Raw genomic sequence first — 23135 nt, forward strand, 5'->3', positions numbered from 1 at the left:
CACAACCGCACTGGATCAAACCTTCACCGCCCAACCTTTCTGTTTACTGGTTTTGCCAATCCCCGGATTAAAACTGTTGGTAGGATCGAGCTGCTGATAAAACGCCTGCAGCTGCGGTTTTGCCTGATACAGATGGCCGACGTTATGTTCGGCCGGATATTCGGCACCGCGCGCGGCTAATATCGCCAGCATCTTCTCTTTCAGCGCATGTGCATCCACGCCTTTTTTCACGATGTAATCCTGATGGAACACGTGGCAGAAGAAATGGCCGTAATAGAGACGATGGCTTATATCCTTATCGAACTCGGCCGGCAGGCGTTCAAACCACTCTTCATCATTACGACGCAGCGCGATATCCAGCGCCAGAATGTCTTCCACTTCATCGGCATGCACCGCGTGATAGCGCACCGCAGCTCCGGCGGCAGCAAAGCGATGCAGGAAAGCGTGCGCGCCCTCTTTGGCGTCGCAGGCGAAGAACGCGCCGCCGCCTTCGCGGAAATATTCGGTCAAATAAGCCTGCGCTTCGGCCACGCCGTCGCCAGACATCTTCAGCATCAGGTGATGCTCATATTTATCGCGATACAGTTTAAGGCGTTTAGGCAGATGCGCCGGTAGCCAGCCGCTGATGCGCTGCAACAGACGATCGGTGAGATGCGGTTTCACCCAGCTCAGCTTGTTCAGCCAGGCATCCACGCGGCCTTTAAGGGTGAAAAACAGCGGCATTTTGTCGGTGCCGAGTTTGTCGATCATCACGAAGGTATCTTTGCCGTACACCTCGGCGATGTCGAAAATGTCGCGGTGCATATATTCGCCCGCCACCGGCAGATGGGTAAACTCCGCCAGAATATGGCGACGAATATCGCCCAGCTCCGCCGGATTGTTGGTGCCGATATAGAACACCTGCTGCTGCGGTTCGGTGGGGAAGGTATCCAGACGCACGGCAAACACCGCCAGCTTCCCGGCGCAGCCGGAGGCTTCAAACAGGCGGCGCTCATCGGCGTTGAAGCGCGCTGGCGTCTGCGCATTAATATCGCGCACGCGCTCGGCGTATTCGTGATCCGAGGCGTGGCGCTCGTCCCAGCGTACATCACTCTGCTGCCAGCGATCGTCATCCAGCCGGCCCAACATCTCTTCCGGCGAGTGACCAAGATCGATGCCGAGATGGTTCACCAGCTTGAGTTTGCCGCTGGCATCAATCTGTGCAAACAGCGCCATTTCGCTGTAGGCCGGACCGCGTTTAATCAGCGATCCGCCTGAGTTATTGCAAATTCCGCCCATCACCGAGGCGCCAATGCAGGAGGAACCAATCACCGAATGCGGCTCGCGTCCGAGCGGCTTCAGCGCTTTTTCCAGCTGATACAGCGTGCTGCCGGGGAAGGCGAGGATCTGTTTGCCGCTGTCGATCAGCTGCAACTTATCCAGACGCAAGGTGCTGATGATCACCACCGGACGATCGTAATCGTTGCCGTTTGGCGTGGAACCTTCGGTCAGGCCGGTGTTGGCGGCCTGCATCAAAATGATCGCATCGGCGCTCACCAGCGCCTGCAACGCACGCCACAGCTCAAGCAGCGAACCGGGGAAAATCACCGCCAGCGCCTCGCCTTCGCCGGAGCGAAAACCTTTGCGGTAGCGCGCGGTTTGCTCCGCGTCGGTTAACAGGTTCGACGATCCGACCAGACGACGCAGTTCGGCGAGCAGAGTAGGATGCGAAGTGTTGTTATTCATTGGCCTATCCTTGTCTTTAACATGGCGCATTTACTGTAGCACGCGTCAGCGACAGGGTCGCGGTGTGACATGGCGGCTACCTGCTATCCTCATCTTGTGGCAAACTGCCCCGGTTATTTCGATATTGCGCAGTCACTTAAGAGAACCCGACCTGATGAAATGGATTTACTCTGTTAGCCTCGCTGTCTCCTTAGCCATTCAGCCCGCTTTCGCGGACGACTTGTTTGGCCCACATCCGATGACTGAACAGGCGCGTGACGCCTTTGTGAATCAGCTGCTCAGCAAAATGACCCTTGATGAAAAAATCGGGCAGATGCGTTTGATCAGCGTAGGACCGGATACGCCAAAATCGGCGGTTCGCGACATGATTCAGCATGGTCAGGTCGGGGCAATTTTCAACACCGTGACGCGTCAGGATATTCGCGCCATGCAGGATCAGGTGATGCAGCTCAGTCGCCTGAAAATTCCGCTGTTCTTCGCCTATGACGTAGTGCACGGTCAGCGCACTATCTTCCCGATTCCACTTGGCCTGGCGGCGAGCTGGGATCTGGATGCCATCGCCGAGGTGGGACGCGTCTCTGCTTATGAAGCCGCAGATGATGGCCTGAATATGACGTGGGCACCAATGGTTGATGTGTCACGCGAACCTCGTTGGGGACGCGGCTCGGAAGGCTTCGGCGAAGACACCTTCCTCAGCGCGCAAATGGGCAGCAGCATGGTAAAAGCCATGCAGGGCAAAAGCGCGGCGGATCGCTTCTCGATCATGACCAGCGTGAAGCACTTCGCGGCCTACGGCGCAGTGGAAGGCGGACGTGATTACAACACCGTCGACATGAGCCCGCAGCGCCTGTTCCAGGATTATCTGCCGCCGTATAAAGCATCACTGGATGCCGGCAGCGGTGGCGTGATGGTGGCGCTCAACTCGCTGAATGGCACGCCGGCCACGGCAGACAGTTGGCTGCTGAAAGATATTCTGCGCGGCGACTGGAAGTTCAAAGGCATCACCATTAGCGATCACGGTGCGATTAAAGAACTGATTAAACACGGTGTGGCCAGTGATCCGCAGGATGCGGTGCGCATTGCGATGAAATCAGGCATCGACATGAGCATGAGCGACGAGTATTACAGCAAATATCTGCCGGGCCTGGTGAAGAGCGGCGCGGTGAGCATGGCGGAAGTGGATGATGCCGCGCGCCACGTGCTGAACGTCAAATATGACATGGGCCTGTTTAACGATCCTTACAGCCATTTAGGACCGAAGGAGAGCGATCCGCAGGACACCAATGCCGAAAGCCGTTTGCACCGCGCCGAAGCGCGTGATGTGGCGCGCAAAAGCATTGTGTTGCTGAAAAACTGGCGTGAAACCTTGCCGCTGAAAAAAGACGCCACCATTGCGTTGGTGGGACCGTTGGCGGATAGCCAGCGCGACATCATGGGCAGTTGGTCGGCGGCTGGCGTAGCGAAACAATCGATCCCGCTGCTGCAAGGCATGCGCAATGCGATGGCGGGCAAAGGGACGGTGCTGTATGCCAAAGGCGCTAACATCAGCGACAACAAAGGCATTCAGGACTTCCTCAATCTGTATGAGCAAGCGGTAAGCGTGGATAAGCGCTCGCCGCAGGAGCTGATTGATGAAGCGGTGGCACAGGCGAAAAAAGCCGATGTAGTGGTGGCCGCAGTCGGCGAAGCGCAAGGCATGGCGCATGAAGCCTCCAGCCGCAGCGATCTCGTCATTCCACCTAGCCAACAGAAGCTGCTGGCAGCGCTGAAAGCCACCGGTAAACCGCTGGTGATCGTGCTGATGAATGGCCGTCCTCTGACGGTGGTGAATGAAGATAAGCAAGCCGATGCGATGCTGGAAACCTGGTTCAGCGGCACCGAAGGCGGCAACGCCATCGCTGATGTGCTGTTCGGCGATTACAATCCGTCAGGCAAATTGCCGGTCTCCTTCCCGCGTTCCGTAGGCCAGATTCCGATTTACTACAACCATCTGCCAACCGGTCGTCCGTACAACTTTGCCAAGCCGAACAAGTACACTTCGCATTACTACGATGCGGTGAACGGTCCGCTTTATCCGTTTGGTTACGGTCTGAGCTACACCACCTTCAGCGTATCGCCGGTGAAGATGTCGTCACGCACCATGCCGCGCAACGGTTCGGTGGAGGCGTCAGTGACCGTCACCAACAGCGGTAAACGCGATGGCGCAACCGTTGTGCAGCTCTATCTTAACGATCCGGTGGCCAGCATTAGCCGTCCGGTGCAGGAGCTGCGCGGCTTCCAGCGCATCATGCTGAAAGCCGGTGAATCGCAGACCGTGAAGTTTAAAATCGACGTTGATGCGCTGAAATTCTGGAACCAGAAGATGCAGCACATCGCCGAGCCGGGCAAAATCAACGTAATGATTGGACTGGATTCGGTGCGCACTCAGGACGCGCAGTTTGATTATCTGTAAGTAAGCTTGTTGCGCTCTTTGGTTCGGTCAGCATGAACGCTGACCCTACATGTTATGCTTCACTGATTTGTAGGGTCGGCATTTATGCCGACCAGGTCAACGAGCGCACAAACCCATGAACATCCGCGAACGCATCCAACAGCAAGTCTTCCGCCTCAACGGCCTGTCACTCAACGAATTCGACATCTCGCAACCGCCTGGCGATCCCGGCTTATTTGGCCCGGACCACGTTATCTGGCGCGTCCACGGCGACTTCACCTCCATGCTGTGCGGCGGCATCAGCGCCTTGATGCTGCAAATGTTGCATCCGGCGGCGCTGGCGGGCGTGTGGGATCACTCCAATTTCCGACAGGACATGATGGGCCGCTTGCGCCGCACCAGCCAGTTTATTGCCGTCACCACCTTCGGTAACACCACAGATGCCAATATCTTGATCGACCGCGTCAAACGTATTCACCTGCGCGTGACCGGTGTTGATAACGCGGGCAAGCCGTATGCCGCCAGCGATCCGCATCTGCTCACCTGGGTGCACGTCGCGGAAACCAGCCGCTTTCTGGCGGCGCATCTGCGCTATAAAAATCCGCAGCTCAGCCTCGCCGATCAGGATCGCTATTATCAGGAAGCGGCATTAGTTGCTGAAGCGCTGGGTGCGCAGCGGGTGCCGAAAAGCGTACAGGCGGTTGAGGCGTATCTACAGATGATGCGGCCCGAGTTGATCTGCGATGCGCGCACGCTGGAGGTGATGCAGTTATTGATTAACGCGCCCGCGCCCAGCTGGCAGGCAAAACCGGCCATGCGCGTGATGCTGAAAGCGGGGATGGGATTGTTGCCGGAGTGGGCGCAACAGCAGATCCAGCAGCCGGTTGCGCCGCTGACGCAGTGGCGGGTGGATCGGGAAATGGCGGTGATCGCCGCACTGTTGCGCTGGTCGATTCAGCGCGGCGCTTATACCCGCGCCATGCAGCGCATGGGCCGCTAAAGGTTACAGATGCAGTTCATCCTGCTTGTTCGTGTAGGTGCGCGGCGTGCGCGCTTGACGTTTTAACGCCAGCTGACGTTGCTGATAATGATGCAGTAACATGCCAAGCCCGAGGCCAATCAGCGCCAGCGGCAACAAGCTGTAATAGATATCAATCGGTAATAACACCAGCAATGCCACGCCGCTTAGCAACAAGGTCAGCGATGACATCACCCACGTATAGCGGATAAACAGCCACACCAACATCACGAAAATAACCACATCCCGCAGGTTCAGATCGAGGTTTTGCAGCACCATGATGGCAGCTCCAAAGAGGCGAATGTGCAAACAATATCACGCGAAATTGTAAAAGAATCGCAAATTAATCTGAAGCTTGTCAGCCAGTTAAGCGGCGATTCATAAGGCGCTCTCATCTATTTCCCACCGCACTTTGAGAGTTTTACCCTTGTGTCACATGGCACGAGTGCCGATCCTGCTCTATTCTCGGGGAAAATGGATTCCTCCAGGTAATATCGAGGCGTTATGACCCACCAACCTCTGATTGCTGAGGTGCCGAATCAGCAACACACACTAACCGCGATCGTCGAGCAGGATGCGCGTACGGCTTATTTTTACATCTGGCCGAATGACCTGTTTCGCAGCCAATACGCGGTGCGCGGCTGCTGGCTGCGTAACCTGCTGCCTGCACCCGCGCAGGAAGATCGTGAAGCGATGGAGCAGGGCATCGCGCCGCTGCTGAGTGCCGAGTATTGCCGCACGCTGGAAGCCGAGCCGATGCTCGATCCGGCGGGATTACAGGTGCTGTGGGAGCCCAGCGATGACGGCGCAGCGCTGTGGTATTACGGCCAGCTGCTGGCGGTGATCCCCGGCTGGAGCCTGTATCAGGATAAGCAGGTGAGTTTTTCTGCTGCCTGCATCAAAGAGAATCGCCTGACCGCGCCGCTTGGGTCGGCCTCCACCAACGATTACTACGCGCGCGCAGAGCAACAGCGCCACTTCTGGCGCGACTGGCACGACGGCCATTTGTGGGATGTGGTGCAGCGCGAGCTGATGCAGTGTTATCAGGCGCAGTTTGGCGAGTCGGTAAAATATTACTCCATCGATCAGGGCAACTGGCCACCGATGGCGATTTCGCAGCACTTGCACAATGGCGTCTGGTATTTTCTCACTCTCGGCATGGGAATTCGCCCGATGCCGCAGGTGGATCATCTGTTTGACGAGCTGGCCCCGCAGTATCGCCGCGTCGAGCTGGCGATGGCGGTAGACGGCGAAGTGATGACCGAAGCCAACGCGGTGCAGATGGCGAGCGCACTGGCTGAGTTTGCCCATCTGCCGTGGGCGCGCCTGACCTGGATTGGCGAAGGGCATACGCTGGCGTCGGAAGTCGCCCCTGTGGGCTTTGAAAGTTTCCTGCTGGCGAATGATCTTGCCCCGGAAGCGGCGCAGTTCCGCCTGCCGAAACGCGATGGCGATCGCGTGAATCTGCTGTGGTGCACGCCAATTACCGAGGCCGAACGCCAGTTCGCCCAGGCGGACGATCGCGGTGGGCAGCAGCTGCTGCAGCGGTTGCTGGCGGACGGCAATAATCATGTGTTTCGGCCACGGCAGGAAGTGGTGGAAACCCCCGCACCGTAAATCAGGTCGGCATCGATGCCGACCCTACGATTTTAAATTATCACCCAAATCAACTATTTCACTGCTTTGTGATCTCGCTCACCTCAAGTTCCCCATTAACACGCCGTTAACCTCGATCAGGCAACTCGCCAACCAGGGTAAGGGCACACATAATGTTCAAAACAACACAATCCCGTTTTACCGCGACGCTTGTCGCCTTTTTTGCCGGTCTGATGCTGGTTACCGTGCTGGTAATCAATCAGTTCATCGCGCCGCAACTCTCCGAAAATGAAAGTCGTCTGGTGCGTTACGAAGTGGACGGTCTGGCCGGTCGCATTGTCGAGCAGATGAACCGCGTACAGGCGCAGCAGCGCGCCATTACCGAAGCCGCAGGCGTGATGGACAGCGCAGCCATCGATACCTTGCTGCCCGCCTTAGTTAACCAATATCAGGACAGTAATGTGTTCGGCGGCGGCATCTGGCCGTTACCAAACCGTCGCGATCCGGCCAAAGAGAAAAACAGCTCATTCTTTGCGCGCAACGCCAGCAACCAGCTGCAGGTCAACACCTACTGGAACTCGGATGCCGCCGACAAATACTGGGAGCAATCCTGGTATAAAGATGGTTTAGCCGCGCCTAAAGGCCAGTGCGCCTGGGCGAAAGCCTATCAGGATGCCGCCAGCCCGCAGCCGCGCACCAACTGCGCAATGGCGATCTATCGCGATGGCACCGCGTGGGGCGTGGCGACCATTGACGTGACGCTCGGCTTCTTCAACCAGCTGGCAAAACAGATGGGTGAGGCGATTCAGGGCCGCGTACTGATCGTTGAAGCTGACGGCAAAGTGGTGGGTAACGCCGCGCTGGTGGATGGCGCGCCGAAGCTGGAAAACCTCGCGGATACTCAGCTGCCGATGGCGTCCGCGCTGAAAGGTCTGTTGGCGCAGGCGGGCAGTCAGCCCGCGCAAACCACCTTTGAAGGTGAGGATGGCGAACACACGCTGTTCGTGCAGGCGATTGCCGGCAGCCCGTGGTATCTCGCCAGTGATGTGCCGTCGAGCTTGCTGGATGCACAAACCCACAGCATGTTGACGCGTCTTGGTCTGGTGCAGATTCCGCTGGCGGTGATCCTGCTGCTGGTGCTGCTTGGCTTCGTGCGCGCCATGATGAAACGTCTCGCCGTGCTGAACAGCAACATTGAAGCCTTATCGACCGGCGGAGCCGATTTGACACAGCGTCTGCCTGCCAGCAACAGCCCGGAATTCAACGCCGTGGCGCAGAGCTTCAACCAGTTCATCGCCTATCTGCAAGGCCTGATGCGTCAGGTGGGCGACAGCGCGCTGGCGATTACGGCGGCTTCGCGTGAAATCGCCAGCGGCAACGCCGATCTCTCGGCGCGTACCGAATCGCAAGCCAGTTCGATTGTTGAAACGGCGGCGTCAATGGAAGAGCTGACCGGCACGGTGCGTCAGAACGCCGACAACGCCACGCACGCAAACCAGCTGGCGGACGGCGCATCGCAGGTTGCCGCACGCGGCACCGAAGTGGTGCGGCAGGTGGTCACCACCATGGGCGCGATCAATCACTCTTCGCGCAAAGTAGTCGATATCATCAGCGTCATCGACAGTATCGCCTTCCAGACCAACATCCTGGCGCTGAACGCCGCGGTAGAAGCGGCGCGCGCCGGTGAACAGGGTCGCGGTTTTGCCGTGGTGGCATCGGAAGTGCGTAACCTGGCACAGCGCTCGGCTAACTCGGCGCGTGAAATCAAAAAGCTGATTGAGGAGTCGGTGGCGAATATCGATACCGGCAGCCAGCTGGTGGAGCAGGCCGGGCAAACCATGGATGAGCTGATGCAGGGCGTCAGCAGCGTGACCACGCTGATGAGCGAAATCATGTCGGCCAGCCGTGAGCAGAGCATGGGCATCGATCAGGTGAACGTGGCGATTACTCAGCTGGATGGCAGCACCCAGCAGAACGCCGCGCTGGTCGAGCAGGTTTCCGCCGCCGCGCAGTCGATGCAGCAGCAGAGCGTGCAGCTGGAGCAGGTGGTGCAGAGCTTTAAATTGTAAGTTTTGTGGAAGCGGTCGCCATAAATGGCGACCCTACACCAATCCCACGTAAGGCCGTCATTTATGGCGTAATGCATGTCAGATAAGCAGTGCGCTGAAATCGCAGGGATTCCGCCCGCTAAGCATCTGGCAGTTTCAGCATGCCAAAAGCAGGCGGCCGGGCTAAGGTCCGAAGGCGCGGACCTTAGCAATCCGCGCCTTGCGCCGTCCTCGCTGTTCCCTCGCTTATCGCTCCGTCCTACGGACCACGCGGATTCGCCTTCCTGGCTCATACCGCGTTTTCGCCGACGTCCTGTCGGCTCATCCTGGCCGTCACTCTGCGCTCGGCGCTGCGGATAGCGCTCAACACCGCCGCCTGTGATAACCGTGCCCGAATTAGTTTTTTCGTAGGGTGCGCATTCATGCGCACCAGGTTGCCATGAATGGCAACCCTACGGGATTTATAGCGATTTTGAGTTAAGAATACACACGACTGCTGCAGCGCGGGTGTTGAGGCGACATCCTAAACCGCTGAGGGAATGAGGGATTCCAGGGCGAGCCGCATGGATGCGGCGAGAGGTGGCGTTGAGCAGGAGCGAATCGACACCGGTCCGTCAGGAATCGTGAATGAGTGAAGGCACCGCGAAGCGGCGGGTTGGGCTGGCGCAGGGCCCGGGAGTGCAGAGGGCGCGGCCAGGCGTCCTCTGCTCGGTCGCCGCACGGAGGTGCTGCAACTGCCTCAGCACGAGGCGAACGAAAGTCGCTCTGAGCTTAACTGATCGGCATTACGCCATTTATGGCGACCTTCTCACCCTCCGCACACATCTCCTCCGTTAACGCCGTTCCCCGCCTTTTTATGCTGAATTGCCCGCCGGCTGCTACGCTTTAATGTGCCCACGTTAACGCACGGAATGTGCGCTATTTCCTCCATCAACCCTTTGGAGGTTGTGTACAATAGCTGCGAATTTTCCGAAGGAGTTGTCATGCCCGCCATTGAAGTTATTCTCGTTGACCACCTCGATCGTCCTATCGGCAAAATGGAAAAGCTGGAAGTGCATGAAAAAGGATTGCTGCATCGCGCGGTGACGGTTTACGTGTTCAATTCGCGCCATGAAGTGCTGCTGCAGCGCCGTGCCAGCAGTAAATATCACTGTGGTGGCTTGTGGAGTAATACCTGCTGCAGTCATCCCTATCCGCAGGAATCGACGCGCGACGCCGCCGAGCGCCGTTTGCGTGAAGAGATGGGCATGAATGTGGCGTTAACGCCGGTGTTTGAACTGAGCTACAACCTGCCGCTGAGCAACGGGTTAACCGAGCATGAATATGGCCACGTGTTCTTCGCCATCAGCGACGAGCAGCCGGTGCTGAATCCGGAAGAGGCCGATGCGTGGTGTTATCGTTCGATTGCGCAGATTCAGCAGGAGATGCAGGAGAATCCGGCGCAGTTCACGCCGTGGTTTTTGCACACCTTCCCGCGCATTCCCCATACGCTTGGTGAGTTTCGCCTGACGGCGTAATGGCGGAGGTCGCCATGAATGGCGACCCTACGAGGTGATGTCGCCATGAATGGCGACCCTACGAGGTGATGTCGCCATTTATGGCGACCTCTGTTAATCCATCACTGAAAATCTTCCGCATCCACGTCGTAACCCGACGGCTCCCAGCGAATCGCCAGCAGCGCCAGCAAGCCAATCAGCGGTGCAAGGAAAATCACCCAGAACACGCCAGTGCCGAAGGCCGCCACCAGCAGCGGGAAAGCAAATAGCGACACGGTGGAGCTGCCGCGCATCAGCGTCTGGTTGAAGCCGACGCCGACACCGCGCAGAGAAGCTGGATAGCTCAGCGAGGCAAACGTCATGGTGTGCGAGCCGGGACCAAAACCCTGACCAAACAGGAACAGCGCCAGCATGGCAATCGCCACCGCTGCCTGTTCGCCGCCCTCCGGACGACCAATCAGCGCTAATCCCAGCAGCGCCACGCACTGACAGGCGTAACCGGCCACCGACATCTTCCACGCGCCAAGACGTGGCACCAGCCGCACCGCCAGCAAGCCGCCGACAAAGGCAAACAGCAGATTCAGCGCCAGCGACACCAGAATGGTGGTCAGCATCGATTGCGCAAAGAAGCTGGAGATAATCACCGGCAAACCAAACGCCACCGCGTTATAGGCAAACGACGAGGCAATCGAAGTGACGGTAGCCAGAATCGTACGACGGCGATAAACGCCCTGCAGCAGCGCGCCGTAGTTGCGCCAGCTTGCTTTGCGTACCGCTTTTTGCGGCGTCAGATCGGCGTCATCCGCCACCTGCGCGTTGATGTTGTAGGAGTTGCGCAGAATCTCCGCCGCGCCCTTCAGGTTGCCCTGATTGGCTGCCCAAATCGGTGATTCACTCATGTAGCGGCTGCGAATGGCGATGATCAGCAGCGCAGGTACCGCACCAAATCCCAGAATCAAACGCCACAGCCAATCGGTGTGGCTTTCGGGCAATACCGCATACAGCAGCAGGACCAGCAGATAGGAAATACTGATCGCTGCGTACCACGTCGGACACCACATCGCCACGCTGGCGGCCTTGTTACCTTGCCCGCGCAGTTTCGAAAACTCGGCGAGAAACGCCATCGCCACCGGCAAATCGATCCCAACGCCGAGGCCCATCACAAAGCGCGCACCGGCCAGCACATACTCGTTTGGCGCAAACGCACAGGCTAACGCTGCCACCACGAAGAAGAACATATCGGCCATAAACACACGATAGCGGCCGATCTTGTCGGTGAGGTAGCCGCCAATCAGCGCCCCGACAATCGCACCAAAGGTAATCGCCGATGCCACCATGCCGGTGCCTGCGGGCGTAAGCTGGAACTCACGCGTCACGTCTTTGATGCCGAAGGCTAATGCACCGAGATCGTAGGCGTCGAGGAACACGCCGCCCAGCGCAATGGCGATGACGATACGCGCGTTGCTGCGCGATTCGTCGCTGTTATTCACTAGCCCGGAGACATCGGCCGCGCTGCGGATCCATTTGGTCTCGCCGGTTGGTGTATTCCCTGCCTGCGCGACGTGCGCCGGAGAAGCTAAGTCGGTCATGATGTTTTGTAATTTATTGTAATGAGTGGGACTGTGAGCATAAGCCGCCACCGAAGCATCGAAAATTCCATTTAATTATATGTGCTGCGTTTTGGTTATAACCGTTGCGATATTGATAGCAAAAAAAGCACGAAGTAAGCCGCTTGACCGCGCCCATCCCGATTCGCCAGGCTACGCTTGATAGTCACACAATGAAAACAAATGAGGGAAGCGAGATGATAAAGCAGGGTTTATTGGGAATGATTGCATTGGCAATGAGCGTGGGTGCAGCGCAGGCGGCGGATCCGGTTAAAGTGGGTTCAAAGATTGATACCGAAGGCTCGCTACTCGGCAACATCATCCTGCAGGTGCTGGACAAACACGGGGTAAAAACTGTCAACAAAATCCAGCTCGGCACTACGCAAGTGGTGCGCGGTGCGATCACCGCCGGCGAGCTGGATATCTACCCGGAATACACCGGCAACGGCGCGTTCTTCTTCAACGATGAGAAAGACACGGCGTGGAAAAACGCCCAGCAGGGCTACGAGAAAGTGAAGAAACTCGACGCCGAGAAAAATCATCTGGTGTGGCTGACGCCCGCGCCGGCCAACAATACCTGGACCATTGCGGTGCGCGGCGACGTAGCGCAGAAGAACAACCTCAACTCGCTGGACGATCTCAGCGCCTACCTGAAAAAAGGTGGCACCTTCAAGCTGGCCGCCTCGGCGGAATTTATCGAACGCAGCGATGCCTTACCGGCGTTTGAAAAAGCCTACAACTTCAAGCTGGAGCAGGCGCAGCTGCTGTCGCTGGCCGGTGGTGACACCGCCGTGACCATTAAAGCGGCAGCGCAGCAAACCTCTGGCGTGAACGCGGCGATGGCGTACGGTACCGACGGTCCGGTGGCGGCGCTAGGCCTGCAAACGCTGAGCGATCCGAAAGGCGTGCAGCCGATTTATGCGCCTGCGCCGGTAATCCGCGAAAGCGTGCTCAAGCAATATCCTGACATCGGCAACTGGCTGCAGCCGGTCTTCAGCAAGCTGGATGAGAAAACCCTGCAGCAGCTGAATGCGCAGATCGCGGTGGATGGTCAGGATGCCAGCCAGGTCGCGAAACAGTGGTTACAGACCAATAAGTTGATGTAAGCAGTGTCGTCGTTGTTATTCAGACCGCGCCAGCAGCCGGTGCTGCTGGTGTTAATCACGCTTATCACGCTGGCGCTGTCTGCCTTGCCGCTGCTGAGCTTTGCCGCCAATCGGTTGGTCTCCGGCCAGCCGCTAACGTTCTGGCAGGTGACGAACAGCGCACTGCTGTTGATTCCGCTGCTGTGGCTTTGGCAGAGCTTGTGGTGGCCGCCGCGCCGCATCCACGCGATAACGGTGCTGCTGGCGGCGGAGTTGCTGCTGGCCTTGCTTATTTGGCTGGCCGGACAGCAGGCCACGGAACTGGCGAACAGCGGCAGCCCGCTGGCACGTACCGCGTTTGGTAGCGGCTTGTGGTGCGCGGCGGCGCTGGCGCTGCTGCTGGCGGCGGAAGCGATACGGCAAATCACGCGCAGTACGCCGTGGCGCATTGTGCTCAATCTGCAAATCTGGCTGTTGCCGCTGGCGCTGTTACTCAGCGGTCATCTCGATCGTCTCTCGCTTATGAAAGAGTACGCCAATCGCACGGCGGTGTTTGACGCGGCCTTCACGCAGCATTTGTGGCTGCTGGGCGGCACGCTGCTGCCCACGGTAATCATCGGTTTGCCGCTCGGCCTGGCGATTGCGCGCCGTCCGCGCTGGCAAAACGCCGCGTTTAGCGTGCTCAATCTGATCCAAACCGTGCCGTCGGTGGCGCTGTTCGGCTTGCTGATTGCGCCGCTGGCAGGATTGGTGGCGCATTTCCCGGTTCTGGCCCGTTGGGGCATTAGCGGCATCGGCATCGCTCCGGCCTTGATTGCGCTGGTGCTCTACGCGCTGTTGCCGCTGGTGCGCAGCGTGGTGGCCGGTTTGCAGCAGGTGCCGCAGGAAGTGCGTGAAACCGCGCGCGGCATGGGCATGAGCGCGTGGCAACAATTCTGGCGCGCCGAGCTGCCGCTGGCACTGCCGGTGTGGCTCTCCGGGCTGCGCGTGGTGGTGGTGCAAACCGTTGGCCTGGCGGTGGTCGCAGCGCTGATTGGGGCAGGCGGATTCGGTGCCATTGTTTTTCAGGGATTGCTGAGCAGCGCGCTGGATCTGGTGCTGCTTGGCGTGATTCCGGTGGTGGCGCTGGCGGTGATTTTTGATGCACTGCTGCGTTTACTGTCGGCACTGCTGGAGAGACGTCATGATTGAATTTCACCACGTGAGCAAAGTGTTCGCCGGGAAAGAGGCGATACGTAACCTGTCGCTGAAGATTGAAAAGGGCAGTTTTACTGTGCTGATCGGCACGTCCGGTTCCGGAAAGTCGACCACGCTGAAGATGATCAATCGGCTGGTCGAACACGACAGCGGCGAAATCCGCTTCGCCGGAGAGGCCATCGAGACCATGGATGCGCGCGCGCTGCGCCGCCGCATCGGCTACGCCATTCAGTCGATTGGCCTGTTTCCGCACTGGAACGTGGCGAAGAACATCGGCACCGTGCCGTCACTGCTCGGCTGGCCGCGGGCGAAGATCAACCAACGCGTCGAGGAGCTGCTGGTGCTGCTCAATCTCGATAGCCATCTGGCGACGCGTATGCCGCATCAGCTGTCGGGCGGACAGCAGCAGCGCGTCGGCGTGGCGCGTGCGCTGGCGGCCGATCCCGAATTGCTGCTGATGGATGAACCCTTCGGCGCACTCGATCCGGTCAACCGTCTGGCGCTGCAACACGAGATGCTGCGCATTCAGAAAATGTCCGGTCGTACCGTGGTGCTGGTGACGCACGACATCGACGAAGCGCTGACGCTGGCCGATCAACTGGTGCTGATGGACGGTGGCGAAATCGTGCAGCAGGGCAGACCGATCGATCTGCTGACGCAACCGGTGAATGACTTTGCCCGCGAGTTCTTTGGTCGCAGCGAGCTGGGCGTGCGTTTGCTGGCGCTGGGGCGTGCGGGCAGCGCAGCGCGACGCGGTGAATGGCTCGATGCCGAACCAATTGCCGCATCGCTGACGCTGCGTGAAGCGCTGTCGCAGTTTATTGCGCGCCGCACCGACAAATTGCCGGTGATCGATCAGCATCAGCAGCCGCTCGGCGTGCTGCACTTCAGCGATCTGCTGCGCCAGCGGGAGGCGAGCTGATGCGGCTGTTACGCGATCCGCTTTACTGGCTGCTGGCGGCCTTTCTGCTGTTGCTGTGGGGCTTGCCGCACAGCGGTCCGCTGTTTGCCCACTGGTTTCCGCAGCTGGAGCGTCCGCTTTATCAGCAGGAGAGTTTTTGGCGATTGGCGCTGGCGCATCTGGCGTTAGTGGTCAGCGGCAGCCTGTTGGCGTTGCTGGTTGGCATTGGCTGTGCGGTGTTTGCTACGCGTCACGCCGGTCGCGCCTTTCGTCCGCTGCTGGAAACGGTGGCTGCGGCCGGGCAAACCTTTCCGCCGGTTGCAGTGTTAGCGATTGCGGTGCCGGTGATGGGATTTGGCGCGACGCCCGCGGTGATGGCGCTGTTTCTCTACGGCTTGCTGCCGATTTTACAGGGCACGCTGGCGGGCTTAGATAGCGTACCGGCCAGCAACCGTGAAATCGCTGTCGGTCTCGGCATGGGGCCGTGGCGACGCTTGTGGCAGATTGAGCTGGCGCTGGCGGCACCGGTGATCATGGCGGGCGTGCGAACCTCGGTGATGATCAACATCGGCACGGCAACCATCGCCTCCACGGTGGGCGCGGAGAGTCTGGGATCGCCGGTGATTATTGGTCTAAGCGGCTTTAACACCGCCTATGTGATTCAGGGCGCGCTGCTGGTGGCGCTGCTGGCGTTAATTTGCGATCGCCTGCTAGAGCGCGTGCAGCGCAAACTTAGTTGGTATGCACAATGAGGCTGTAGCCGACCAGCATCATGCCGCCCATGCCGCCAAGCGCCATGATGGCAAACAGGGAACCGATGAGGAGTTTATTCCAGTTCATGTGGAGACCTGAGAAAAGAAATTTAGGGCGGCATGATAACGCGCACACCACGCCAGGCAAAGGCCGTGTGTGCGATTTTTAGTTACGCGGGATCGTGCAGGTGAATGGCAAAACCTTGTGCCTGCCAGTGCTCAAACTGCTCGATCTGGCGACGCGTCGGCTTTTTGCCGGTCCAGATAAACAAATTTTGTCCGGGGAATAACTCAGGGCGTGGCATATCCAGCGGTTCCGCTAACACATCCATGCGCCAGCCTTGCTGCGACAAACGCCAGGCTTCCAGCCAGATGCGGGTACGATCTTCCACCGCCCAGCCAATCATCAGCGCATCTTTACCGGCTTTTTTACGCCCACCGGCCAGACAAAACGCCACATAATCAATCAGCGCGCCATCAAGCAGGCTGCACATGGTACGCGCAGTATTTTGATCTAAACCGAGACGCTGACGAACCGGCACGAACACGTGATCGATCAGCGCATCCACCGGATGTTCCCGGCCGATGGTGGCAATTTTGACGCGCAATTTCGCCGGGCGAACGTGACGCAGCACGCTCATCAACTCTTCCTGCAGCGCCGACCAACCGTCATGCACATTGACAGTGGCACCTTCCAGCAACGCTTTTACTTTGCCGACGGGCACGCCGCTCTCTATCCAGCGTTTTATCTCTTCGATACGCTGAACATCTTCATCATCAAACTGCCGATGACCACCTTCGGTGCGCTGGGGTTTTAACAGACCGTAACGTCGCTGCCAGGCGCGAAGCGTTACCGGGTTGATTCCACAGCGTTCGGCCACATCCCCGATACTGTATAAGGCCATAGACTCCTCGAAAATACTGACCTGCATAACAACACCTTAACCCCCACGCTTGGGTTGTACAACGATTTTTTAGTTGTACAACTTGACCTTGTTTAGGATTCGTAGTGTTATCTCATATATGAGATTTAATTCCCATAAATGAGAGGTGAAGATGTCTGCTTCTGATACTGACGATCGACTGGCGGCACGACTGGCCGAATTACGCGTACAGCGCGGTTGGTCATTAGATGATTTGGCGATGGCGACCGGCATCAGTCGGGCGTCATTGTCGCGCATTGAACGCGCTGAAACGAGCCCCACAGCCGCTTTGCTTAACCGCCTTTGCGTGGCTTACGGATTGACCATGTCGCGCCTGCTCAGCGAGGTAGAAGAGGAGGCCGCGCTGCTGCTGAAAGCGGAGCAACAGCCGGTGTGGCGCGACGACGCCAGCGGTTTCCAGCGCCGCAACGTATCACCGCCCGCCAGCCACTTTAAAGCGGAAGTGGTGGAAGGCGTGCTGCGTCCCGGCGCGCGTATTGATTACGACGCGCCGCCGATTCAGGGACTGGAGCAGCACATCTGGCTGCAATCGGGTGAGCTGACCATCAGCATGGACGATCAACACTGGACGCTGCAGGCGGGTGATTGTCTGCGCTTCCATCTCACCGGTAAATCCGCGTTTGCCGCCCATGCCGAAGGCGGCGCGCGCTACATTTTGGTGGTATGCAAACCATGATTGACATCGAACTTCTCAGTGCTACACAAGCGCAGCCGCTGCTGGCGGCATTGTGTGATGTGCTGCAGGGCTGCGTCGCCGATGGCGCCAGCGTGGGCTTTATTGATGCCAACGATCGCGCGGCCATTGAGCGCTTCTGGCAGGACAAAATTTACAGTCTGGCGAGCGGCGACAATCAGCTTTTGGTGGCGTATCAGCAGGGCGTGATTGTGGCGACGGTGATGGTAGGTTTCAGCGCGATGCCGAACGGTCGCCATCGTGCGGAGATCAGCAAACTGCTGGTGCATCCGCGCGCCAGACGTCAGGGCATTGCGCGCCGCCTGATGCAGCAGGCCGAACAGTTGGCGGCAGAGCAGGGCAAAACCTTGCTGGTGCTGGACACGCGCAGCGGCGACGTGGCGACGGATTTGTATTTGTCGATGGATTGGCAGATTGCGGGGTCGATTCCAATGTATGCCGAGTCAACTGAAGGTGTGCTGGATGCGACCACGGTGATGTTTAAGATGCTGCGTTGACCAGGTCGGCATAAATGCCGCCCCTACGGTAGGGTCGCCATTCATGGCGACCTGTGCAAAACTCTGCACCAAATCAGTGCGCCGCCTCCGCCTCTGCCACGCCCAACGCCTGCATAAACAGCCGGATAATCGGGTTTATTTTGCGGCCCTTCTTCATCATCAAACAAAACGGGTTTTCACGCCGAATCGAATCATCGCCCAACTCACACAGCTGACCACGCGCAATAAACGCGGCGGCATAATGATCCGGTAAATAACCAATAAAATGGCCGGTTAAAATCAACATGGCGACAGATTCAACCTGAACCGCCTGCGCACCGCTGTCCTGCAACGGAATGATGCGACGATCGTCGCGCGGCGTCACATATAAATGATTAATGATTTTCTGCTCACGTAATATTTCCAGTGAGATATTTTTATCATACGAGCCGGAATATAAAGGATGTGACATAGAGCAATATAATTTTGAATATTCCTTATAAAGCGGGAAGTAATCAAAATCACTTTTCATTTCATAAACCGGTGCAATACCACAATGAAAACGGCCTTCACTGATGCCGCGTTCAATATCATCTAATTGCGCGGTTTGCAGTCGAATTTGTACCTTTGGCGCTTTCTGGTGCAGCTGTTGCACCGCCGCGGTGACCGGTGATTGCGGATCCGAAATAGTGTTATCCACCACGCAAATGGCAATGTCACCCAGCAGTTCATTGCGGCTGTTGTGCAGCCGCTCGCGAAACAGATTCAGCGAGACGAACAGCTCCAGCGTGGCCTGATAGACGTTGATGCCGTATTGCGTCAGCTCAAAACCTTCGCGTCCGCGGCTGCACAACGTCATGCCGAGACGAATTTCCAGATCGGAAACCTGTTTACTGATCGCCGCCAGACCAATATTCAATTCGTGACTGGCAGCGGTTAATCCGCCGGCTTCTACCACGCATTTAAATACCCGCAGTAATTTTAAATCGATATTACTCAGTGCCAGAACCGCATTATCGCTGCGATTATTTGCATTGTTTCCGGACTGGGAAACTTTACTTTCCATTTTTGCTATTCAACTCCGGAATAATTGCGGTGAAAGTACAGTGAACCTGAAATAGGCCCTATTTACCAGTGTAGCCATAAAATAATTTTTTATTATCTCAACTGGCTTATCCATATCTTTTTCATATCGCTGATGATTATCTGTAAGGGGAAATAGCATGTCTGATAATGCCGAACTGTTATGGGGCGCGCGTTTTAAAGCGGCACCGGCGGCGAGTTTAACCGCGCTGTCTCGTAGCCCGGATTATTACTTTGCATTGGCACCTTACGATTTGGCGGGCTGCCGGGCGCATGCCCGTGAACTGGCGCGCGGCGATCTGCTGAGTGCGGAAGAGCTCCGTACCATGCTGGACGCCATTGACGTGTTAGACGCCGATTATCGCGCCGGTCAGCTGCATCCGATTGCCGCCGACGAAGATGTGCACACGTTTATCGAACGCGCGCTGACCGAGCGTTTAGGTGCGCTGGGCGGTAAGCTGCGCGCCGGGCGTTCGCGCAACGATCAAACCGTTAACGACCTGCGACTTTACCTGCGCGACAACGGCCGCAAAGTAGTCAGCGCCTTGCTGGCACTGCAGCAGGCGCTGGTCGAGCAGGCGGCGCAGCACACCGAAAGCGTCGCGCCTGGTTTCACGCATTTGCAGCAGGCGCAGCCGATTGTGTTCGGTCATCAACTGCTGGCCCACGCGCAATCCTTCGCCCGCGATATCGAACGCATGCAGGATTGGGATCGCCGCAGCGCGCGCTGTCCACTCGGTGCTGCGGCAATGGCCGGTTCCGCCATTGCGCGTCAGCCGGAGCAAGCCGCCGCCGATCTCGCTTATCTCGCGCCGTGCGAGAACTCCATCGATGCCGTGGCCAGCCGCGATTACGCCGCTGAATTCCTGTTTGTCACCAGCATGATCGGCATCAACCTGTCACGCCTGTGCGAAGAGGTGTGCATGTGGGCGTCCCGCCAGTTCCGCTGGGTTGAGCTGCACGACAGCTACGCCACCGGCAGTTCCATCATGCCGCAGAAGAAAAACCCGGACATCGCCGAACTGACGCGCGGTCGCTCTGGCCGCCTGGTCGGCAACCTGATGGCGCTGCTCACCACCATGAAAGCGATGCCGCTCTCCTACAACCGCGATCTCAGCGACGACAAACGCAACGTGATTGATGCGGTGGATACGCTGCTGCTGGTGCTGCCAGCGATGGCGGGCATGATGACGACGCTGAAATTCAACACCGACGTGATGCGCGAGCAGGCGCCGGACGGCTTCACGCTGGCGACCGAAGTGGCCGACTGGCTGGCGATGCGCGGCGTGCCGTTCCGCGAAGCGCATGAGATCACCGGCCAGCTGGTGCAGCTGTGCGAGCGCGAAAACTGCGGTCTGCCGGATCTCAGCGATGCGCAGCTGCACGCGGTGGATGCCCGCTTAACGCCGGAGGTGCGCAGCGCCCTGACACTGGAAGCGGCGCTGGCGGCCCGCAGCGGCTACGGCGGTACCGCACCGGCACGCGTGCGTGAGCAGTTGGCACGTCTGCAAACCCTGATGCAGGACCAGCAGCGCTGGACCGAAGATTACGCTGGCCCACGCGCCTGAGGAGAGCTCTATGTCGCAATCAACGCCGATTGAGCCGGGTTTGAACAACAGCCGCGAGCAGACGCATTACGATCTCGATCGTTATCAGGTGGTGCCGCGCCGTTATTACGGCCGCATTACCGCGTCGGCGGTGATTCTGGTGCTGCTGGCGCTGCTGGTGAACGCTTTTGCCCACGGCAATATCGAATGGTCGTTTGTCGGCCAGTTCTTTACCGCTCAGGCGATCCTCAACGGCGTGGTCAACACGCTGATCATGTCGGTGCTGGCGATGGGGCTGGGCGTACTGTTTGGCGTCATCACCGCCATCATGTACATGTCGCCCAATCCGGTGCTGCACTACATCGCCGTGGGCTATGCGTGGATTTTTCGCGGCACGCCGCTGATTTTACAGCTCCTGCTGTGGTTCAACCTCGCGCTGGTGTTTCCCACCATCAGCATTCCCGGCGTGTTCAGCGTGCAAACCGTCACCATCATGACGCCGTTTCTCGCCGCGCTGCTCGGTTTGAGCATCAATCAAGGCGCGTACACCTCGGAAGTGGTGCGTGCGGGCTTGCTGTCGGTGGATACCGGACAGTACGAAGCGGCGAAAGCCATCGGCATGCCGCGTTTGCAGGCGCTGCATCGCATCATTCTGCCGCAGGCGATGCGCGTGATTCTGCCGCCGGTCGGCAACGAATTTATCAGCATGATCAAAACCACCAGTCTCGCCAGCATGATTCAGTACTCCGAACTGCTCTACAACACGCAAACCATCTACTTCGCCAACGCGCGCGTAATGGAATTGCTGTTCGTGGCGGGCATTTGGTACCTGATTGTGGTCACGGTGTTGTCGTTTGGACAGAGCCGACTGGAACGTTATTTCTCACGCGGCCATCGTCAGCGTCAGTAATCAGGAGCCCAACATGAGAAACATCGTGCGCGCCGTCAAGGTGAACAAATATTTCGACCAGTTCCACGCCCTGAAGGATGTCAGCCTCGAAGTGAACTACGGCGAGGTGATGTGCATCCTCGGTCCATCCGGTTCCGGCAAAAGCACCTTTTTGCGCTGCATTAATCAGCTGGAGAAGGTCGATAAAGGCGGGATTTGGGTCGACAACGAGCTGGCGGGCTATCGCATCGCCGGTAACAAACTGCATGCGCTGAGCGACAAGCAGATTGCGCGTCAGCGCCTGCAAACCGGCATGGTGTTCCAGCGCTTTAACCTGTTCCCACACAAAACCGCGCTGGAGAACATTACCGAAGGGCCGTGTCGCGTACTGCTGCGTCCAAGGCGCGAAGCCAGCGAAGAGGCGATGGCGCTGCTCGAGCGCGTCGGTCTGGCGCACAAAGCGCACGACTATCCGCAGTCGCTCTCCGGCGGCCAGCAGCAGCGCGTGGCGATTGCCCGCGCGCTGGCAATGAAACCCAAACTGATGCTGTTTGACGAACCCACTTCGGCGCTGGATCCGGAGATGGTGGGCGAAGTGCTGGCGGTGATGCGTCAGCTGGCAAAAGAGGGCACCACCATGCTGGTGGTCACGCACGAAATGGGCTTTGCCCGTGAGGTGGCCAATCAGGTGGTGTTTATGGACGAGGGACGCATTATCGAGCAGGGCGCACCGGAAGACATTCTGCTGAACCCGCAAAATCCACGGATGAAAAACTTTATTAACGCGATTCTTCTTTAACATTACCGGGGTGAATATGAAAAAGCTGTTATTGAGTGCCATCAGTGCCGCCGTTTTGCTGCAATCCTCTGCCTGGGCAGATATCGCCGTACCTGCTGCGATCAAAGAGAAAGGACTGACCGTGGCGATCATGCCGAACTATCCGCCAATGGATTTTAAAGATCCGGCCACTAACCAGCTGACCGGCGTGGATTACGATCTCGGCCAGGCGATTGGTGAAAAGCTCGGCGTGAAGATCAACTGGCAGGAGATTGCCTTCGAGCAGATGGTGAACGCGGTAGTGACCAAGCGCGTTGATCTGGTGATGTCCGGCATGACGGACACCAAAGAGCGCCAGCAGGTGGTTAACTTTATCGACTACTTCAAAACCGGCCCGCAGTTCTACACCCAATCCGCGCGCAGCGATATCAACAGCGCGATGGATTTGTGCGGCAAGAAAGTCGGCACCAGCCGTCGCACCACCTTCCCACTGGAAATTGCTAACTGGTCAAAAGCGCACTGTGAAGCGGCCGGTAAGCCCGCGATCATCGTGGTGGGCGCCGAAGGTACCGCCGATGCGCGTACTCAGCTGCGTCAGAACCGTCTGGATGGCGTGGTGCAGGGCAGCGAAACCCTGCCGTACATCATGGATCTGGAAAAGGGCAAATATAAGGCGCTGGATAAAGCCTTCTCCTTCCAGTACACCGGCATGGCGATTGGTAAGGATGCGGGCGAGCTGACAACGGCGATTCAGGCGGCGATCGACGCGATGATTGCCGATGGCACTTACCAGAAAATCCTCGGCAAATGGGGCCTGGCAGACAACGGCGTGGCGAAGGCTACCGTTAACCAGGGCTAAGGAGCGCGC

20 protein-coding genes are annotated in these 23135 nt (G+C 58.1%); 15 read left to right on the top strand and 5 right to left on the bottom strand.

The window, feature by feature from the left end:
- Positions 1-15: 15 nt before the first annotated feature.
- Complete coding sequence (gene dld, locus ACXIZX_RS05525) at positions 16-1725, bottom strand: D-lactate dehydrogenase (protein ID WP_479403743.1); 1710 nt, start codon at positions 1723-1725, stop codon at positions 16-18.
- Between the two features lie 154 nt (positions 1726-1879).
- On the opposite strand from dld, the gene bglX reads away from it, so the two are divergent.
- Both bglX and ACXIZX_RS05535 read left to right on the top strand, forming a co-directional pair.
- Entirely contained in the window at positions 1880-4177 is a 2298-nt protein-coding gene (gene bglX / locus ACXIZX_RS05530) for a beta-glucosidase BglX (protein WP_061717301.1), read from the top strand.
- 115 nt (positions 4178-4292) lie between these two features.
- Complete coding sequence (locus ACXIZX_RS05535) at positions 4293-5156, top strand: oxygenase MpaB family protein (protein WP_479403744.1); 864 nt, start codon at positions 4293-4295, stop codon at positions 5154-5156.
- A 3-nt stretch (positions 5157-5159) separates the two neighbouring features.
- Here the strand turns inward: ACXIZX_RS05535 and ACXIZX_RS05540 are convergent, their stop codons facing one another.
- Positions 5160-5453 carry a hypothetical protein gene (locus ACXIZX_RS05540; RefSeq protein WP_008102643.1) on the bottom strand — a complete coding sequence of 98 codons (294 nt, stop codon included), beginning with the start codon at positions 5451-5453 and terminating at the stop codon, positions 5160-5162.
- A gap of 225 nt (positions 5454-5678) precedes the next feature.
- On the opposite strand from ACXIZX_RS05540, the gene ACXIZX_RS05545 reads away from it, so the two are divergent.
- The 3 genes from ACXIZX_RS05545 to idi all read left to right on the top strand — a co-directional run bounded on the left by ACXIZX_RS05545 (position 5679) and on the right by idi (position 10335).
- Positions 5679-6791: a suppressor of fused domain protein gene (locus ACXIZX_RS05545; RefSeq protein WP_061717295.1), complete on the top strand. Its 1113-nt coding sequence runs from the start codon at positions 5679-5681 to the stop codon at positions 6789-6791.
- 152 nt (positions 6792-6943) lie between these two features.
- Positions 6944-8839: a methyl-accepting chemotaxis protein gene (locus ACXIZX_RS05550; protein WP_258144806.1), complete on the top strand. Its 1896-nt coding sequence runs from the start codon at positions 6944-6946 to the stop codon at positions 8837-8839.
- Positions 8840-9801: 962 nt separating this feature from the next.
- On the top strand, positions 9802-10335 hold the full coding sequence (gene idi, locus ACXIZX_RS05555) for an isopentenyl-diphosphate Delta-isomerase (RefSeq protein ID WP_061717291.1): 534 nt from the start codon (positions 9802-9804) through the stop codon (positions 10333-10335).
- A gap of 101 nt (positions 10336-10436) precedes the next feature.
- On the opposite strand, the gene ACXIZX_RS05560 is transcribed toward idi, so the two are convergent.
- Positions 10437-11903, bottom strand: a complete 1467-nt coding sequence (locus tag ACXIZX_RS05560) for an MFS transporter (protein WP_154181421.1) — start codon at positions 11901-11903, stop codon at positions 10437-10439.
- Positions 11904-12118: 215 nt separating this feature from the next.
- Here ACXIZX_RS05560 and osmF point away from each other — a divergent pair, with 215 nt between their 5' ends.
- From osmF to ACXIZX_RS05580, 4 genes are read left to right on the top strand one after another with little or no spacing between them, the layout of a single operon-like run.
- The gene (gene osmF / locus ACXIZX_RS05565; RefSeq protein WP_479403745.1) at positions 12119-13027 is read left to right on the top strand and encodes a glycine betaine ABC transporter substrate-binding protein OsmF; all 909 of its coding nucleotides are present in this window, start codon (positions 12119-12121) and stop codon (positions 13025-13027) included.
- Between the two features lie 3 nt (positions 13028-13030).
- Positions 13031-14197 carry an ABC transporter permease gene (locus tag ACXIZX_RS05570; RefSeq protein WP_479403746.1) on the top strand — a complete coding sequence of 389 codons (1167 nt, stop codon included), beginning with the start codon at positions 13031-13033 and terminating at the stop codon, positions 14195-14197.
- The gene (locus ACXIZX_RS05575) at positions 14190-15125 is read left to right on the top strand and encodes an ABC transporter ATP-binding protein (RefSeq protein WP_479403747.1); all 936 of its coding nucleotides are present in this window, start codon (positions 14190-14192) and stop codon (positions 15123-15125) included. Before ACXIZX_RS05570 ends, ACXIZX_RS05575 begins: the two co-directional genes overlap by 8 nt.
- A complete protein-coding gene (locus tag ACXIZX_RS05580) occupies positions 15125-15856 on the top strand; it encodes an ABC transporter permease (protein ID WP_479403748.1) in 732 nt (243 codons plus the stop codon). Before ACXIZX_RS05575 ends, ACXIZX_RS05580 begins: the two co-directional genes overlap by 1 nt.
- A gap of 170 nt (positions 15857-16026) precedes the next feature.
- Here ACXIZX_RS05580 and ACXIZX_RS05585 read toward each other — a convergent pair whose 3' ends face one another.
- Positions 16027-16761, bottom strand: a complete 735-nt coding sequence (locus ACXIZX_RS05585; RefSeq protein ID WP_479403749.1) for a MerR family transcriptional regulator — start codon at positions 16759-16761, stop codon at positions 16027-16029.
- Positions 16762-16912: 151 nt separating this feature from the next.
- Here ACXIZX_RS05585 and ACXIZX_RS05590 point away from each other — a divergent pair, with 151 nt between their 5' ends.
- Entirely contained in the window at positions 16913-17476 is a 564-nt protein-coding gene (locus ACXIZX_RS05590; protein WP_179451485.1) for a helix-turn-helix domain-containing protein, read from the top strand.
- Complete coding sequence (locus ACXIZX_RS05595; protein WP_479403750.1) at positions 17473-17991, top strand: N-acetyltransferase family protein; 519 nt, start codon at positions 17473-17475, stop codon at positions 17989-17991. The genes ACXIZX_RS05590 and ACXIZX_RS05595 overlap by 4 nt, the downstream gene beginning before the upstream one ends.
- 73 nt (positions 17992-18064) lie before the next feature.
- Here the strand turns inward: ACXIZX_RS05595 and ACXIZX_RS05600 are convergent, their stop codons facing one another.
- Positions 18065-19036: a LysR family transcriptional regulator gene (locus ACXIZX_RS05600; RefSeq protein WP_061717279.1), complete on the bottom strand. Its 972-nt coding sequence runs from the start codon at positions 19034-19036 to the stop codon at positions 18065-18067.
- Between the two features lie 157 nt (positions 19037-19193).
- Between ACXIZX_RS05600 and argH the strand changes: the two genes are divergently transcribed.
- Genes argH through ACXIZX_RS05620 form a run of 4 tightly spaced genes read left to right on the top strand, consistent with a single transcriptional unit; the run spans position 19194 to position 23126 of the window.
- Positions 19194-20621, top strand: a complete 1428-nt coding sequence (argH, locus tag ACXIZX_RS05605) for an argininosuccinate lyase (protein ID WP_479403751.1) — start codon at positions 19194-19196, stop codon at positions 20619-20621.
- A gap of 10 nt (positions 20622-20631) precedes the next feature.
- Positions 20632-21510 carry an amino acid ABC transporter permease gene (locus ACXIZX_RS05610; protein ID WP_008102605.1) on the top strand — a complete coding sequence of 293 codons (879 nt, stop codon included), beginning with the start codon at positions 20632-20634 and terminating at the stop codon, positions 21508-21510.
- A 13-nt stretch (positions 21511-21523) separates the two neighbouring features.
- The gene (locus tag ACXIZX_RS05615) at positions 21524-22288 is read left to right on the top strand and encodes an amino acid ABC transporter ATP-binding protein (protein WP_479403752.1); all 765 of its coding nucleotides are present in this window, start codon (positions 21524-21526) and stop codon (positions 22286-22288) included.
- A 16-nt stretch (positions 22289-22304) separates the two neighbouring features.
- Positions 22305-23126 (top strand): ABC transporter substrate-binding protein, encoded by an 822-nt coding sequence (locus ACXIZX_RS05620; RefSeq protein WP_061717275.1) that lies wholly within the window; start codon positions 22305-22307, stop codon positions 23124-23126.
- Positions 23127-23135 lie beyond the last annotated feature (9 nt).

This window comes from Candidatus Pantoea symbiotica (assembly GCF_056491525.1).